Origin of the sequence: Levilactobacillus muriae, from assembly GCF_045862015.1 — a bacterium.
Lineage (GTDB): Bacteria > Bacillota > Bacilli > Lactobacillales > Lactobacillaceae > Levilactobacillus > Levilactobacillus muriae.
Genome location: NZ_BAAFRU010000003.1, coordinates 85205 through 101959 on the forward strand (window position 1 = coordinate 85205; position 16755 = coordinate 101959).

Genomic DNA, 16755 nt, shown 5'->3' on the forward strand with positions numbered 1-16755 from the left:
ATTTAGGTAACATCCAAGGAGGAAATTTATGAGCATCATCCAATGGTTCCCAGGGCATATGGCGAAAGCAATTCGGCAGATGGAAGAAAACGTCCACCTGGTCGACATCGTCTTTGAGCTTGTCGACGCCCGTATTCCGGCCTCTTCACGTAATCCCGAAGTAGCGCGGATTGCGAAGAACAAGCCACATTTGATTATCTTAACCAAAAAAGACTTGGCTGATCCGCAACAGACAGCGGCTTGGTTAAATTATTATCGCGCGCAAGGCCAATCGGCGTTTGCTATCGATTCTCGGGCCAACGTGACCCCCAAGCAGATTACCAAGATTGCCATGGCTATCCTGTCTGATAAGCTAGCCGCTGAACAGGCTAAAGGCCTCAAGGAACGCCCCATCCGTGCCATGACCGTTGGGGTGCCAAACGTGGGGAAGTCCACGTTGCTGAATCACCTGGTCAATCGTAAAGCTGCACAGGTCGGCGATACCCCTGGTGTCACGAAAAGCCAACAGTGGCTGCGATCCAATAAGCATTTGGAGTTGCTCGACACCCCCGGTATTCTCTGGCCCAAGTTCAAGGATCAGGAAACCGCGCAAAAATTGGCGGTCACTGGCGCTATCAAGGAAAAGCTTTATGCCAAGGACGACGTTGCCCTGTTTGCACTGAATTTCTTCCGCAAGTACCATCGTGCGGCCCTGATTGACCGGTACCATTTAGCTGAAGCTGATCTCGACCTGAACGACGTGGACTTGCTGCTAAAGATCACGGAAAAGGTAGGCATGCGTGATGACTACCTGCGGGCCAGTGAACGCTTGATCCTGGACGCTCGACACAAGAAGCTTGGTGGGTTTACGTTAGATCGTGCACCAGAGGCAGGCGACGGGGATAATGACTAAGCAACCCAGCCTCATCACCCTCAAGCAGGACTTAGCAGACGTTACCAGTCTCACAGACCCCCGTCTCGACGTGCTGGCGGCCGATTCACGCAAAGGGGCTCAATTGCTCCTGGCGCAGATCAAACGGCGCTTAAACAAGCAGGCAGAAGCTGAGATGGCCTTTCAGACGCGCTTGCACTATGAGCGTGACCTGTGGGCGATGGGAAAATTGGTCGCTGGTATCGACGAAGTGGGACGTGGTCCGTTAGCAGGTCCCGTCGTCACGAGTGCGGTCATTTTACCGCAGGACTTCGACATTCCACTGGTCAACGATTCCAAACAGTTGACGCCTAAGGAACGCGAGCGATTGTACCCACTGATTCTCGCACAGGCGACGGCCGTTAGTATTGGCATTGGTAGCAACGAGCTGATCGATCAGATCAATATCTATCAGGCAACCCGGGTGGCCATGCAACGGGCGGTCCTGGGTCTAGGCGTCGCACCGCAACACCTGATCGTTGACGCCATGCAGATTCCCGTTGATTTGCCACAAACGCGACTGATCAAGGGCGATGCCAAGAGTGCCAGTGTTGCTGCGGCCAGTATCGTTGCCAAGGTTTATCGAGATCACCTGATGGCCACCTACGATCGGTTGTATCCGGGGTATGGATTCAAAAATAATGCCGGTTATGGAACGGCCGAACACCTTGCGGGACTTGCTGATCGGGGCGTTACCCCAATTCATCGAAAAACTTTTTCGCCCGTTCAAAAAATAATTGCTGCTCAATCACGGAGTTAGTCTTAAAGAGACTAGGAGGTTGTTAACTTGCAACTGACACTTCGTGATTTTTTCATGCGCTTAAATTTGGTGACCGGAGTCGGACAGCGAACCGCTAATGCCTGTTGGCGGTGGCTGGCCGAACACCCGGAGATTCACCGTGTTGACCCGGCCGTGGTTTCTCGATTCTCGGATGACTTGGTGCTGACCACTGCCGTAACGAATGCCCTGCAGCTGGAACTATTCAGCCGAGATATGAACGATACGGTGACGGAGAATTTGACGCACAGTGGCTGCCTGACGATTGCTGACGCCGCATATCCGGCACAATTAAAAGAAACGTATGTCCCACCGCTCGCCCTCTATTTTCTGGGCGACCTCCGACGTCTGCAAGCGCCGCAATTAGCGGTGGTGGGGTCGCGTCAACCGACAGATTACGCGTTGCGGGCCATGCGTTTGCTTTTACCGGCTGTGGTCGAACAGCGAGTGTGCCTGGTCTCAGGATTGGCCCAGGGTGTCGACACCCTGACTCACCAGGTGGCGCTGGCACACCGGGGGACAACGATTGCGGTGATTGGTACGGGCCTGGATAAATGCTATCCAGCCGCCAATCGGGATCTCATGGAAACATTGGCCCATCAGCAATTGATCCTGTCGGAATATCCGTGGGGGACAAGTGGGGCCCGTCATCACTTTCCCGAACGGAATCGCATCATTGCCGGTCTGGCCCAGAGTGTATTGGTCGTCGAGGCGGCCCATCACTCCGGAAGCCTCATTACGGCGAATATTGCCTTGCAGGAAAATCGAAATGTGTTGGCCGTTCCGGGAATGATTGATGGCAAAAATTCCGTTGGTACCAACGAATTAATTCTCGCTGGGGCAAAGCCAATCTTGAATTCTGAACATATAATAGAAGAACTTTTAGTTGACAAGGTACCCTGACTTGAAATACCATGAGTGGGATTATAGTGAAAAAATTACGAACACTACGTTCGTCGTAAAAACAAGTAAGTAGGGGTAAGGAAGCGCGTTCAGCGGGGCTTTATCCCCTACCAACCGAGGGAGTAATGTGATTTGCCGACTAAGTCAAAAGCGAAAGCTAGTACAAAGAAGCGGCGGAAACCGCAAAAAAAATTAGTTATTGTGGAATCACCGGCTAAAGCCAAGACGATTGAAAAATATTTGGGGCGGACTTATAAGGTCGTTCCCAGTCTCGGCCACGTCAGAGATTTACCTAAGAGTTCGATGGGAATCGACTTCGATAATAACTACGACCCGCATTACATTTCCATTCGGGGTAAGGGCGATGTGATCAAGGGGTTACGCGCTGAAGCCAAGAAGGCCAAAGCCGTCTACCTCGCATCTGACCCTGACCGTGAAGGAGAATCAATTGCTTGGCACTTGGCGCACATCCTGAATCTGGACGTCAACGACAAGAACCGGGTCACGTTTAACGAAATTACCAAAGACGCCGTCAAGGAAGCCTTTAAGACGCCCCGTACGATCGATATGAACTTAGTCAATGCGCAACAGGCCCGCCGAATTCTGGATCGGCTGGTGGGATATTCCATCTCACCACTGCTCTGGAAAAAGGTTAAAAAAGGGTTGAGTGCCGGCCGGGTGCAATCCATCGCCCTGTCACTGATTATCGAGCGAGAGAAGGAAATCAAAGCCTTTGAGCCCGAAGAATACTGGACGATCGATGCTGACTTCAAGAAATCCCGAAGTACCTTTGGCGCCAGTTTCTACGGCCTCAACGGAAAAAAGGCTGGTCTGAAGGACAACGCTGCCGTTCAAGACGTACTGGCAAAGTTGGACAAGAAGGGTGACTTCGACATTACCAACGTGGTACGGAAGGAACGGAAGCGTTCGCCACAACCACCATTTACCACAAGTTCCATGCAACAGGACGCTAACCGAAAATTAAACTTCCGAACCCGGAAGACTATGATGGCCGCCCAACAGCTTTACGAAGGGATCAACTTGGGTAAGGAAGGCACACAGGGGCTCATTACCTATATGCGGACCGACTCGACACGAATTTCCAATATCGCTAAGCATGAGGCTTCAACCTTCATTCACGAGAAATACGGTGCCGAATACGCTGCAACTAAGCCTATCAAAGGGAAGTTGCCTGAAGGGGCCCAGGATGCCCATGAAGCCATTCGACCAACCTCCGTATTTCGGACGCCAGCCAGTCTGAAGGAACGTCTGAACAAGGACCAATTCCGGTTGTACCAATTAATCTGGAACCGATTTGTGGCCAGCCAAATGACCAACGCCATCATGGATACCATGGCCGTAACCTTGAACCAAAATGGCGTGACGTTCCGTGCCAACGGGTCCAAGATGAAGTTTGAAGGGTTCTTGAAGATCTACAAAGACGGTAAGGAAAAGGATAACCTCCTGCCTGACCTTGAGATCGGCGACCGTGTTAAGTTGGCCAAGACTGATCCGGCACAACATTTCACGCAGCCACCTGCACGGTACTCCGAAGCCAACTTGATCAAGGCTTTGGAAGAAAATGGTGTAGGTCGGCCATCGACTTACGCCCCAACACTGGATACCATTCAACGTCGGTACTACGTTAAGTTGGTCGGTCGACGGTTTGAGCCCACTGAACTGGGTGAGATCGTAGATAATATCATCAACGACTACTTCCCAGATATCGTCGATGTCGGCTTCACGGCTGACTTGGAAGGCGAACTAGATAGCGTCGAAGAAGGCAAACAGGATTGGGTCAAGATTATTGACGACTTCTACAAGCCATTCTCGACTGAAGTTGCCCATGCCGAGGACGCCATCGAAAAGATTCAGATCCGTGACGAACCAGCTGGCTTTGACTGTGATATCTGTGGTGCCCCAATGGTCATTAAGATGGGACGTTACGGGAAGTTCTACGCTTGCTCCCGTTTCCCAGATTGCCGGAATACTAAGGCAATTGTGAAGGAAATTGGTGTCGTTTGTCCCGTTTGTCATAAGGGCCAAGTTATCGAGCGCAAGTCCAAGAAGAACCGGATTTTCTACGGTTGTTCCCGTTATCCTGACTGTGACTTTGTCTCATGGGACAAGCCAGTCGGTCGTGATTGCCCGAAGGATGGTCACTACCTGGTTGCTAAGAAGATTCGTGGCGGCATTCAGATCGTTTGTCCAAACGGCGACTACGAGGAAGCCCCACAAAAGTAGCGTGCCTCATCGCTTCTAAAATTTAAATCTGTTTCACTGGTGTTGACCTTTCGCGGGTCAACGCCTTTTTTTGCCTGCTACTTATAACTAACTGAAAGTTGAAAGGTCTAAAATACGAATTATGACTGTTGCACCAATGATGCTGAGACTACAATTAGACAACGTCGTCTAAATCAGCCGGCTTACCGTTCGCCAAATTTAGGCTGGAACGCTGTGGGTAGGACGCTGTCAGCCTGAAAAGCAGTCTGCCAGCTCGCTTTGAACCCCTGTTAGCTGAACCTTTCTAGGTGCATTTGGACTTTCAACCTTTGATTTAGCAAATATAATCCTGTAATTCATAACAAAAAAAGACGATAAGCCGCTTCTTCAAAGAAGAGACTTATCGTCCGTCAGATGGATTGCCTTAGCAAAACAAGCTTATATTCTTTATACAAACCGTTGATTTAACGATATTGTCAAAACGTGTTTCACACTCATTTAAAAATAATCGTCAAATCCTAGCTGGCTAGCCAAGTCTCCGGATGGTCGAAGGCTAGCTGAAGCTGTTCCAGGAACTGACTCACGTGGTAGCCATCCGCCACTGCATGATGAATTGTTAGGGACAGGGGCATTTGCCACCGCTTGGCCTCCTGCTCGAACTTTCCCGCCTGGATAACCGGGAAGAAGGTATTCAGTGGGGTAAAGGGGAGCGGTGTGTAGCTGGTGAAGTGAGTCCAGGGAATGCTACCGATCATGTAGGTGTTTTCGCTCTGCGGGGCCTTGGGCATCGGCGTCCGTTGATCCCCATATTCGGCCAGATCGGCCAGGTAGTTTTGATGAAATTGCTTGAAGTTCGGATCGTAGGCCGTCCATAGGCTGGAAATACTGTGATCATCCGTATGCATGACCGAGTAGGCCGGATGGAGGACGTCATAGTGCCGGAGTTGACCAGCATCATCGCGATGGACTCTGAACTCAGGTGTTTGTGCGATAATCCTCGTGACGAGGTAGAGATAGGCCGCATTGAATTTGAGGTCACGTGCCGCCAGCCACTCCTTAGTGGCCGTGACGTCTAGGTCAACGGTCAACGTAAAACCGGTTGGCATCATTTTGGTGAAATAATAAAAGTATTCGCGCCGTGGCCACGTGGCCAAGTCGATAGGGGTACTGTGTGTATTTAAGGGTGTCATATTAAGTCCTTTCTGACTGGTTATACGCCGGCTGACACTTCTCTAGCCACTTGGCTTTGAGGTCCTTGAGGGCTTGCCGGAGATTATCAACCTCAGCGACATCGGCCTTCCAAAGAACGCTATAGGTAAACGCATCCGCCCCTAGGTCATTCCAATCCGCCTGAAGCGCGGTATCGTGGTAGAAGTTGCCGTTTAGGTTGGTTTGATAGTACCCCCAGAGATTGTGAATGTTGCGTGCAACATCGATGAAGGTCTTACCATTCTGCTTATTTTTGATCTGAATCACACCATAGAAAGTTGGTGCCGCCTTGTAATTTTGAGTAATTTCTTTGTGATTCATGTGTGACTCCTTATCATTAGGGTTTCGCCAATAATCACTGCCACTCGCTGTCCGGCTGAGAAAGCCGTAGTCAATCAGATAGCGGCGCAACAAGGGATAATCGGCATAGATCGGTTTTAATTTGGCCGTCAACGCCTGTTCGGTCAAATGCTGAGTCGCTGGCAGCGTTAGGCTAATCCGTTTTAAGACAGCCAGGATGGCCTTCTGGTGCTTGGGCCACCGTGCCAGTTTCAAGGGGGTGGTGGACGTAAAGTACTTCGTCACCAACTGATCATATTCAGCAGTGGTGATGTTAAAACGGTCATCCTCCTGTCCCTTTTGATCGGGTAATGTCACCAATTGATCGGCAGTTGCTGGCTGATTGAAGACCTGTTCATAGATTGCGAGGTAGAGTTTGGCCTGTTTGGCCTTTTCACGGAAAGTAAATTTTTGATGACGCACAGTTGCTGCTGCAATGCCCATTTCTTCGGCGATTGCGGCGTCCTTCTGCCCCTGAACGAATGCCAGTAACAGGTCGCGTTGCTTGGCCGTCAAGGTATTATATTTAGTGTCGTTTTGGATCAAGGTGGCCACCGAATTGGGGTGTGCGGCCGCAAGATGATGCCGAATCATGGTCGCTGCCGGATAGAACTTGTCGTCTTCCGGGAAGACTTGATCCTTGGCAAACGTTGCATCACAAGTGTTACAGATATAGGCCGCATCCGTCTCGTGCCAGCCCTGTTCAATTTCAGTTAGTGTCAGATCGCCTAGGTTCATGTCGAATCCCTCCAGTGGCATCTACTTTACAAATGTTTACGGATAATGTCAACAACTATTTTTGAATATATTATTAAAAAATATCTAAAAACGCCGTATTTCTTTGGCAATATGTGGATTTAAGCGTGTCCCTCATTGTTTACAAAAACCATAAACAAAATAATCTTTGCTTTTCAAAAATAGCAGCAACTGCCAATTGCCATCAGCCGCAACACACTAGCCAAATGGGGCCGTCTACAACATTTCTGATGAGTTAGTTGAGTTTTTAGGGCGCGTTTGCTAGCATTAACACGTACAGGAGGTGTCAGCCGTGGCTTCAGCAGTCGCACAATTCATGACTTACCTGAGTGGTGAGCGCCAATATTCACCTGAAACTGTGAAGGCCTATCAGGAAGACTTAGCTGAATTCAGTCACTTTCTACAGGCTAACGGGGGTGAGAAACCCTGGGCAGAGATCGACCAGCTCGATGTGGAGGTCTACCTCAGTGACTTGTACGATCACCACTATGCCCGGACCACAATTGCCCGCAAGCTATCAACGCTACGGTCGTTTTACAACTTTCTGATGAGTAACGGTCTGGCCAAAGACGACCCGTTCGCCTATGTTCAGCTCAAGCATCACCAGAGCCACTTGCCCCGTTTCTTCTATGAACGGGAAATGACGGCACTGTTCACGGCTGCCGCGGGTAATTCCAATCAGCAGTTGGCTACGCGTGATTCTGCCGTGCTGGAGATTCTGTACGGGACGGGGATCCGGGTCAGTGAATGTGTCAACCTGACCCTGCGCGATGTAGATTTTGACAACCGGATCATGCTAGTTCACGGGAAGGGTAATAAGGAACGTTACGTCCCGTTTGGCCATTACGCCAGCGATGCGCTGGAGACGTATTTCACAGCAGCCCGGACACCCTTGATGGCCAAATATCATCAGCAACACGATTACGTCTTCATCAATGCCCATGGGGGGCAACTGACCCCAGCGGGCGTGACGTATCTGCTCAATCAGGTCATCAAGCGCAGCAGCCTGACTGGTGATATTCATCCCCACATGTTGCGCCACACGTTTGCCACACATTTGCTCAATAACGGGGCAGACTTACGGTCGGTTCAGGAGTTGCTGGGTCACAGCAGCCTCTCGACCACGCAGATCTACACGCACGTGACGCGAGAACACCTCCAACGGGATTATCGTCAATTCTTTCCCCGTGCAACTGAAGACAAGGACCAACCGAAGTAATCATAAGGAGACTAATAATTATGCCAGTAAAATTTGAAGCAACGACCATCTGTGCCGTCCGTCACAACGGCCATAACGCCATGGCAGGTGACGGCCAAGTGACGATGGGTGAAAAAGTTATCATGAAGGGAACCGCCCACAAGATTCGTCGGATCTACAACAACCAAGTCGTTGTCGGATTCGCCGGTAGTGTCGCCGATGCCTTTAACCTGGAAGAAAAATTTGAAGGTCAACTCAACGAATACAGCGGTAACCTGCAACGGGCAGCCGTTGAACTTGCCAAGCAGTGGCGTTCCGACCAAGCTTTACAAAAGTTAGAAGCCTTACTGATCGTCATGGACAAGGACGAAATGCTCCTAGTCTCTGGCTCCGGTGAGGTCATTGCCCCCGACGATGACATTTTGGCCATCGGTTCTGGTGGGAACTTTGCTTTGGCCGCAGCAACGGCTTTACACCACCACGCTAAGGAAATGAGCGCTAAGGAAATTGCCGAAAGCGCCATCCATATTGCAGGTGGGATTGATATCTTTACAAACGAAAATGTCATTTCTGAAGAACTTTAAATCTGGAGGACTGAGAATAGTGGACGCAATTAATAAAACACCTAAAGAGGTTGTCGGCTTACTTGACCAATACGTTATCGGTCAAGATGAAGCCAAGAAGGCCATTGCTATTGCCTTACGGAACCGTTACCGGCGCATGCAACTTGATGCCGCTATGCAAGAAGAAATTTCACCTAAAAACATGCTGATGATTGGACCGACCGGGGTTGGGAAAACTGAAATTGCCCGGCGGTTAGCTAAAATCGTGCACGCCCCATTCACCAAGGTCGAAGCCAGTAAATTTACTGAAGTTGGGTACGTTGGCCGCGACGTGGAATCCATGGTTCGTGACTTGGTTGAAGTCTCCGTTGCGATGGAAAAGCAGGACCAATTCAAGAATGTCCGTGCCGATGCCACGCAGGCTGCCAACAAGCGTTTAGTTAAGCTGTTGGCCCCAGCTAAGAAGAAGGAAAACAAGAACAACAACGACTTTTCAAACATGATGAACATGTTCTCCCAGATGCAAAATGGCCAAATGCCAGCGGCGCCTAGCGAACAGGAAGAAGTTACCGATGAGATTCGTAACGAACGCCTGTCCTTAACGGAACAACTCAACAAGGGCCTGCTTGAAAACCACTCGGTCGAACTCGAAATGGATGACCCACAGCAGGCTGGCGCAACCGACAACAATATGTTGGGCCAAATGGGTATTGATTTGAATGATACCTTGGGGTCTATCATGCCTAAGAAGCGGATCAAGCGGACGGTCACGGTCGCCGAAGCTCGTGAAATCTTGGTCAGTGAAGAATCAGAAAAGTTGGTCAACAACGCCGACATCAATCACGATGCCATCATGCGAGCTGAAAACACTGGCATTATCTTCCTCGACGAAATCGACAAGATCACCAAGGGCAGTGGCCAGAACAGTGGCGACGTTTCCCGTGAAGGGGTCCAACGTGATATCCTGCCAATCGTTGAAGGGACGCAAGTTAAGACGAAGTATGGGACCATCGATACGGATCACATTCTCTTCATCGCAGCTGGCGCCTTCGCAGAATCCAAGCCCAGTGACTTGATTGCCGAATTGCAAGGCCGTTTCCCAATTCGGGTTGAATTAAACGACCTCAGCAAGCAAGACTTCGTGCGGATCTTGACCGAACCGAACAATGCTCTGATCAAGCAATACATCGCCTTGATTGGGACCGACAACGTCAAGGTAACCTTCACGATGGAGGCCATCGAACGTATTGCCGAATTGGCCTTCGAACTGAACCACGAGAACCAAAATATTGGGGCTCGGCGGCTACAGACCGTTCTGGAAAAGCTCCTGGAAGATCTGCTCTATGAAGGACCTGACATGGGGACAGGCGACGTCACGATTACCGAAAGTTACGTTAACGATAAGATCGGTGACATCGTTCAGAACAAGGATTTATCACGGTACATCCTATAAACGTATGTGGGGGCCAGGACAGTTGTCTTGGCTCTTTTGCGTGGTGTAAGGTATGATAAGAGGTAACAGATTAATGTGGGAGGAATTGTGATGATCACGTTGAAGAATGACTATCTGACGGTGAAAATCAATCCGTTAGGGGCCGAATTGACCAGTGTTAAGGATAATGAGAGTGGCTTGGAATACATGTGGCAGGCCGACAAAGCGTACTGGGGCCGTCACGCACCGATTCTCTTTCCTATCGTCGGCCGGTTAAAGGATAATCAGTACCGATTAAATGGGGAAACGTACCACATGACTCAGCACGGTTTCGCACGTGATCGTGAATTTACGATTATCGATCAGACCGACACGCAGGTTAGCCTTGAATTGACTGCTGACGACGCGACTAAGGCACTTTACCCGCAAGACTTCATCCTGACCCTGTCCTACGAATTGGTCGATCACCAGGTCAAAGTCAACGCGACGGTGACGAATCCAGCCGATGAAGAAATGGTCTTCTCGTTTGGGGCCCATCCTGGCTTCAACGTGCCCTTTGGCGGTGCCTTAGCCGACTTTACTGATTACAATGTGACCGTTTCACCCAAACAGACCTATCAACGTGTCCCATTGGTTGGACCGTACAGCGATACCCCCCATGCTGTACCACTTGATCTCCATCAGCCATTAGCCTTGACACATGATCTGTTCGATCACGACGCGCAGGTTCTGACGCTCGACAACCATGAGACGACAGTCATGCTCAGCACACCCGCAGACGACCACGGTATTGCACTGACAGTCGCTGCGCCATATCTGGGTATCTGGTCACCGTATCCCAAGCAAGCACCGTTCGTGTGCTTAGAACCATGGTGGGGCCTGGCAGATGATGCCCAAGCAACGGGCGACCTGAATACGAAGGTTGCCATCCAGAAATTAGCGGGTAAGGATTCCTTTAAGGCGAGCTATCAAATTACTTACTTTTAAATCATAAGAAAAAGGCTCCCAGCGACGAATGTCGTTGAGAGCCTTCGGTATCCTATTTAGCGTGACGTTTCTGGTAGCCATGACCGAATGGCACCAGTGATTCCGTCCCGTTCTTGATCCGGGTAATGTTGGTTCTGTGGCGGTAGAAGACGAATACCGTCAATACAAAGGCGATGCCGGTCAGATACCAGTCGTGAAACCCTAGTGAGATCAAGGTAATCAGCGAAAAGGCAATCATACTGGCCAAACTGACCATGCTCGTCCAGTAGATTAGGCTGACCCACAGTCCAGCTGCAATCACAAACATCAACGGGTTGTATGCCAGTAGCATCCCCGCTGAGGTGGCCACCGCCTTGCCTCCTTTGAAATGATCAAAGACGGACACGGTGTGACCGAGAACCGCAAACAGCCCGAACAAGAGGGGTGTCGCGGTACCAAAGATTGTGGTCACGTGCCCCCAAGTGGGGAGCAGTGTGGCGACCGTTCCCTTCGCAATATCAAGGACCATCACGACCGTCCCAGCATATGGCCCGAGAACCCGGTAAGTATTGGTTGTCCCAATATTACCGGAACCAGACTGGCGAATGTCGGTATGGAAGAATGTCTTACCCACCCAGACGCCGTTTGGAATGGCCCCCAAGAGGTAGGCCACAATGAGTAACCCAATTAATTTCACGCGTAATTCCTCCGCTCTTTCTCCCGACAGCCACCATCGCTAGGGTGGCGACCGTCACTAATAAGCTGCTCTATATTTTAGCATGTTTTACGCATTACGCCAATTATATCAGGAAACTAGCCAGCTTTTAGTTTCCTGTGGTATGATAATGTGGTTACTGAAAACCCACCCCATGCGATTTGTACGATTCATTTGAACATACGTTCGCATTGAGGTAAACTAAAGGGTATCGTAAAAGCAATTTTAAATCTAGTAAAAGTAAAGGGGATTTACGCATGGCGAAAGCAAAACCTAAATATGACGATTCCTCCATCCAAGTCTTGGAGGGATTGGAAGCTGTCCGTAAACGTCCTGGGATGTATATCGGCTCCACTGACGGCCGGGGTCTCCACCACCTGGTCTATGAAATCGTCGATAACGCCGTTGATGAAGCGCTGGCCGGGTACGGTAAGGAAATCAACGTTACCATCCACCAGGACAACAGTATCACCGTCGTCGACCATGGTCGGGGTATGCCTGTGGGCATGCACGCGTCCGGTATTCCCACACCTGAAGTTATTTTAACGGTGCTACATGCCGGGGGTAAGTTCGGCCAAGGTGGTTACAAGACCTCTGGGGGACTCCACGGGGTGGGGGCTTCCGTGGTCAACGCCCTCTCCAGTTCGCTGACCGTGACCATTGTACGCGATGGCGTTCGGTACCAGGAAAAATTCGCCAAGGGGGGGCACCCCCAAGGTACCCTGGAAAAGAAGGGCAATACGCGTGCTCACAATGGGACCACATTGACCTTTAAACCGGATAGTGAAATTTTCACGACGACCGTCTATAACTTTAATACGCTCTCAGAACGGCTCCGCGAATCGGCGTTTCTACTCAAAGGCGTAAAGATTACGCTGACCGATGAACGTGAGGGGCAAGAAAAGGCCGAAGAGTACCATTTCGAAGATGGGATCAAGGAGTTCGTTAGCTACCTTAACGAAGACAAGGATACTCTCGGTGACGTGATGTACTTTGATGGCAAGAAGGATGGTATCGAGGTCGAGGTCGCTGCGCAATACAACGACGGCTACACTGAAAACCTCCTGTCGTTCGTGAACAACGTCCGGACCAAAGATGGGGGAACCCATGAAGTTGGGATGCGCAGCGGCTGGACGAAAGCCTTTAATGACTATGCCCGAAAAGTTGGATTGCTCAAGGAACGCGATAAAAACCTCGAAGGTACTGACGTCCGTGAAGGCCTGTCTGCGGTCATTTCGCTGCGGATTCCCGAAAATCTGTTGCAATTTGAAGGACAGACTAAGGAAAAGCTGGGAACGCCCGAAGCACGAGCAACGGTTGACAGCATCGTCAGTGAACAGATGGGGTATTACCTCATGGAAAATGGGGATTTTGGGAAGATGTTGATTCGAAAATCGACCCAGGCCCGTCAAGCGCGTGAAGCTGCACGTAAGGCCCGTGATGAGAGTCGTAATGGCAAGCGCCACAAGAAACATGAACGACTACTCTCCGGGAAATTAACCCCCGCACAATCCAAGAACTCCGCTAAGAATGAACTGTTCCTAGTCGAAGGGGATTCTGCCGGTGGCTCAGCTAAGCAGGGCCGCAACCGGAAGTTTCAAGCCATCCTGCCACTGCGGGGGAAGGTGCTAAACACGGAACGCGCCAAGTTACCTGATATTATGAAAAACGAAGAAATTAGTACCATGATCTATACGATTGGTGCAGGTGTCGGTACTGAATTTAACATCGCCGATGCCAACTATGACAAGATTATTATTATGACCGATGCCGATGATGATGGTGCGCACATTCAGATCCTACTATTGACTTTCTTCTACAAGTACATGCGGCCCATGATTGATGCTGGCCGGGTTTACATTGCTCTGCCACCATTGTATCGGATCAAGACGACTGGTAAGAAGTCAACGATCGAATACGCTTGGACTAACGATGAACTTGATCAGAAGACCAAGCTCATCAAGAATCACGGCTACAACTTGCAACGATTCAAAGGGCTGGGTGAAATGGACGCCGAGCAACTGTGGGATACCACGATGGATCCCGAGAAACGCACACTGATTCGAGTCCAGATCGACGATGCAGCCTTAGCCGAGCGCCGGGTCACAACGTTGATGGGTGACAAGGTTGAACCACGCCGGAAGTGGATTGAAAGCAACGTTCAATTTACGCTAGAGGACGATAATACCAGTCTCCTAGAATCCGCAGAACCGACAGAATCAACGGATAAATAACCGGTGAAAGGAGCACAACTTTCGTGAGTGAAGGACAGAATATTCAAGAATTAACTTTGGAAGAAGTGATGGGTGACCGGTTTGGCCGGTATTCCAAGTCCATCATTCAAGAGCGGGCACTACCAGATATTCGAGATGGTTTAAAGCCTGTTCAGCGGCGAATTTTATTTGCTATGAACAAGGATGGCAACACCTATGACAAGGGCTTCCGAAAATCAGCTAAATCTGTTGGGAACGTCATGGGTAATTTTCACCCCCATGGTGACAGCTCAATTTATGAAGCTCTAACACGGATGAGCCAGGACTGGAAGGTTCGTGAACCTCTAGTTGAAATGCATGGGAATAATGGATCGATGGACGGGGATCCGGCCGCTGCCATGCGGTATACCGAAGCTCGGCTGAGCAAGTTGGCCGGTGAAATGCTGCGGGATATTGACAAGGATACGGTTGAAATGGTCCTCAACTTCGATGACACCGAATACGAGCCCACCGTCTTACCAGCCCGTTTCCCCAACCTATTAGTCAATGGGTCAACGGGTATCTCGGCCGGTTATGCAACGGATATTCCGCCGCATAACTTGGGTGAGGTTGTAGACGCTCTAGTTTACCTGTTGAGTCATTCTAAAGCGACGTTGGCAGAACTGATGTCCTTTGTTCAGGGGCCAGATTTCCCTACCGGTGGCATTATTCAGGGGAAAGACGGTATCGTTAAGGCCTATGAGACTGGTCGTGGTCGGGTCGTTGTCCGTTCCAAGACAGCGATTGAACCCTTACGTGGGAACAAGAGCCAGATTATTGTGACCGAAATCCCATACGAAGTAAACAAGGCCCAATTGGTCAAAAAGATCGATGAGATCCGTCTCAATAAAAAGGTTGAAGGCCTTGCCGAAGTGCGGGACGAAACCGATCGGGACGGACTGCGTATCGCCATTGAACTGAAGCGTGATGCCGATGCTCAAGGTGTCCTGAACTATCTATTTAAAAATACCGAACTACAGATCACCTACAACTTCAACATGGTTGCAATTAACCACATGCGGCCAGAACATGTTGGCCTCAAGACGATTCTGACAGCTTACTTGGAACACCAACGTGATGTGATTACGAAACGGACTAAGTACGAGCTGCAGAAGGCCTTGGACCGGCAGCACATCGTCACTGGTCTGATCAAAGCATTGTCCATCCTGGATCAAGTGATTGCAACCATCCGAGCTAGCAAAGATCGGCGTGATGCTCGGGACAACCTGGTTAGCGCTTACGATTTTTCTGAAAAGCAAGCGGACGCCATCGTTGCCTTGCAACTGTACCGGTTGACCAATACCGACGTGACACAGCTTCAAGCCGAATCGGATAAATTATCTGCGGCTATCGAACAGGATCATAAGATCTTGGCCGAACCCAAGACCCTTAACGCGGTTCTGCGTAAAGAGTTGAAGGATGTTGCTAAGAACTATCGGAACCCTCGCCGGACTGAGATTCAGGATAAGATTGAAGACCTGAAGATCAAGACGACAGTTACGGTAGCCGATGAAGACGTTGTCGTTTTGGTCAGTCATGATGGTTACCTGAAACGCTCCGGTGTTCGTTCCTACACGGCTTCGGATCCCCAGGATAATGGGCTGAAGGATGAAGATTACCCAATTTTCATGAAAAAGCTCAGTACGCTGGATCACCTCATGATGTTTACCAGCAAGGGTAACTTGATTTACCGGCCCGTCCACGAGATCAGTGATGTGAAGTGGAAGGAAACCGGCGAGCACATTTCTCAAACAATTGGCTTAGCCAACGATGAAGAAATCGTTGCGACCTTTGCCTTTAAGACACTGAAAGAGCCGGGACGTTTCTTAATTGCGACGAGTGACGGTTACGTGAAGCAAACGGCCTTCAGTGATTTGACGCCTGGTCGGACTTATAAGAGTCGGGCCGCCATTTACGAGAAGCTCAAGCACGATGACGCACAGGTTGTTCAGGTGAAATACCTGACGGAACCCGTGGAGAAGGGAATTCTCTTAATTTCTAAGAACGGTTACGCACTTCGCTATGCGGTCGATGAGGTTTCCATTAATGGTGCCCGGACGACTGGTGTCCGCGCGATGGATCTACGAGACGACGATGAAGTCGTTAATCTGGCCTTGGTTGCCGATAACGACACGATTGCGTTAATTACCCAGCGTGGGGGCTTTAAGCGCCTGGCAATGAAGGAAATCTCCGTGACGAGTCGTGCCCGTCGAGGCGTTATTGTGCTTCGTGAGTTGAAGCGCGATCCGCATCGGGTCGTCGATTTCATGACGATTCCGGCCGGTAATCCACCATTGGAAATTATGACGAGTCGTGAACGGACCCATGATGTTTTGCCGATGGAACATCCATTGAGCGGTCGTTATTCAAACGGATCATTCGTGGTCGATACTGACGTAGAAGGCACACCGCTCTCACTACGCGTCAAACCTGCTGAATTGGTGTTGGATTAACGATCTTAGGTGGCTGTGAGGGGATTTGCAAACAGTAATCGTTGCGCTTTCATACAAA

The 16755-nt window shown here is 50.1% G+C and carries 13 protein-coding genes; 10 read left to right on the forward strand and 3 right to left on the reverse strand.

Going from position 1 to position 16755, the window contains the following annotated elements; translation table 11 throughout:
• Positions 1-28: 28 nt before the first annotated feature.
• The 4 genes from ylqF to topA all read left to right on the forward strand — a co-directional run bounded on the left by ylqF (position 29) and on the right by topA (position 4835).
• On the forward strand, positions 29-892 hold the full coding sequence (gene ylqF / locus ACKTSF_RS02580; RefSeq protein WP_407886352.1) for a ribosome biogenesis GTPase YlqF: 864 nt from the start codon (positions 29-31) through the stop codon (positions 890-892).
• Complete coding sequence (gene rnhB / locus ACKTSF_RS02585) at positions 885-1670, forward strand: ribonuclease HII (protein WP_407886354.1); 786 nt, start codon at positions 885-887, stop codon at positions 1668-1670. The genes ylqF and rnhB overlap by 8 nt, the downstream gene beginning before the upstream one ends.
• Before the next feature lie 27 nt (positions 1671-1697).
• On the forward strand, positions 1698-2591 hold the full coding sequence (dprA, locus tag ACKTSF_RS02590) for a DNA-processing protein DprA (RefSeq protein ID WP_407886356.1): 894 nt from the start codon (positions 1698-1700) through the stop codon (positions 2589-2591).
• Between the two features lie 132 nt (positions 2592-2723).
• Entirely contained in the window at positions 2724-4835 is a 2112-nt protein-coding gene (gene topA / locus ACKTSF_RS02595; protein WP_407886358.1) for a type I DNA topoisomerase, read from the forward strand.
• Between the two features lie 497 nt (positions 4836-5332).
• On the opposite strand, the gene ACKTSF_RS02600 is transcribed toward topA, so the two are convergent.
• Both ACKTSF_RS02600 and ACKTSF_RS02605 read right to left on the reverse strand, forming a co-directional pair.
• Positions 5333-6004 (reverse strand): chloramphenicol acetyltransferase, encoded by a 672-nt coding sequence (locus ACKTSF_RS02600; RefSeq protein WP_407886360.1) that lies wholly within the window; start codon positions 6002-6004, stop codon positions 5333-5335.
• Between the two features lies 1 nt (position 6005).
• Positions 6006-7100 (reverse strand): DUF2087 domain-containing protein, encoded by a 1095-nt coding sequence (locus ACKTSF_RS02605; protein ID WP_407886362.1) that lies wholly within the window; start codon positions 7098-7100, stop codon positions 6006-6008.
• 334 nt (positions 7101-7434) lie between these two features.
• Here ACKTSF_RS02605 and xerC point away from each other — a divergent pair, with 334 nt between their 5' ends.
• The 4 genes from xerC to ACKTSF_RS02625 all read left to right on the forward strand — a co-directional run bounded on the left by xerC (position 7435) and on the right by ACKTSF_RS02625 (position 11298).
• Positions 7435-8337: a tyrosine recombinase XerC gene (gene xerC / locus ACKTSF_RS02610; RefSeq protein ID WP_407886578.1), complete on the forward strand. Its 903-nt coding sequence runs from the start codon at positions 7435-7437 to the stop codon at positions 8335-8337.
• Between the two features lie 20 nt (positions 8338-8357).
• Entirely contained in the window at positions 8358-8900 is a 543-nt protein-coding gene (hslV, locus tag ACKTSF_RS02615; protein WP_020088639.1) for an HslVU peptidase proteolytic subunit, read from the forward strand.
• 19 nt (positions 8901-8919) lie between these two features.
• Positions 8920-10332 carry an ATP-dependent protease ATPase subunit HslU gene (gene hslU / locus ACKTSF_RS02620; RefSeq protein ID WP_407886364.1) on the forward strand — a complete coding sequence of 471 codons (1413 nt, stop codon included), beginning with the start codon at positions 8920-8922 and terminating at the stop codon, positions 10330-10332.
• Between the two features lie 90 nt (positions 10333-10422).
• Positions 10423-11298 (forward strand): aldose 1-epimerase family protein, encoded by an 876-nt coding sequence (locus tag ACKTSF_RS02625; RefSeq protein WP_407886366.1) that lies wholly within the window; start codon positions 10423-10425, stop codon positions 11296-11298.
• 52 nt (positions 11299-11350) lie between these two features.
• Here the strand turns inward: ACKTSF_RS02625 and plsY are convergent, their stop codons facing one another.
• A complete protein-coding gene (plsY, locus tag ACKTSF_RS02630; RefSeq protein WP_407886368.1) occupies positions 11351-11974 on the reverse strand; it encodes a glycerol-3-phosphate 1-O-acyltransferase PlsY in 624 nt (207 codons plus the stop codon).
• Positions 11975-12249: 275 nt separating this feature from the next.
• Between plsY and parE the strand changes: the two genes are divergently transcribed.
• Both parE and parC read left to right on the forward strand, forming a co-directional pair.
• On the forward strand, positions 12250-14226 hold the full coding sequence (gene parE, locus ACKTSF_RS02635; protein WP_407886370.1) for a DNA topoisomerase IV subunit B: 1977 nt from the start codon (positions 12250-12252) through the stop codon (positions 14224-14226).
• 23 nt (positions 14227-14249) lie between these two features.
• Positions 14250-16697, forward strand: coding sequence for a DNA topoisomerase IV subunit A (gene parC / locus ACKTSF_RS02640; protein ID WP_407886372.1), 2448 nt, complete (start codon positions 14250-14252; stop codon positions 16695-16697).
• Positions 16698-16755 lie beyond the last annotated feature (58 nt).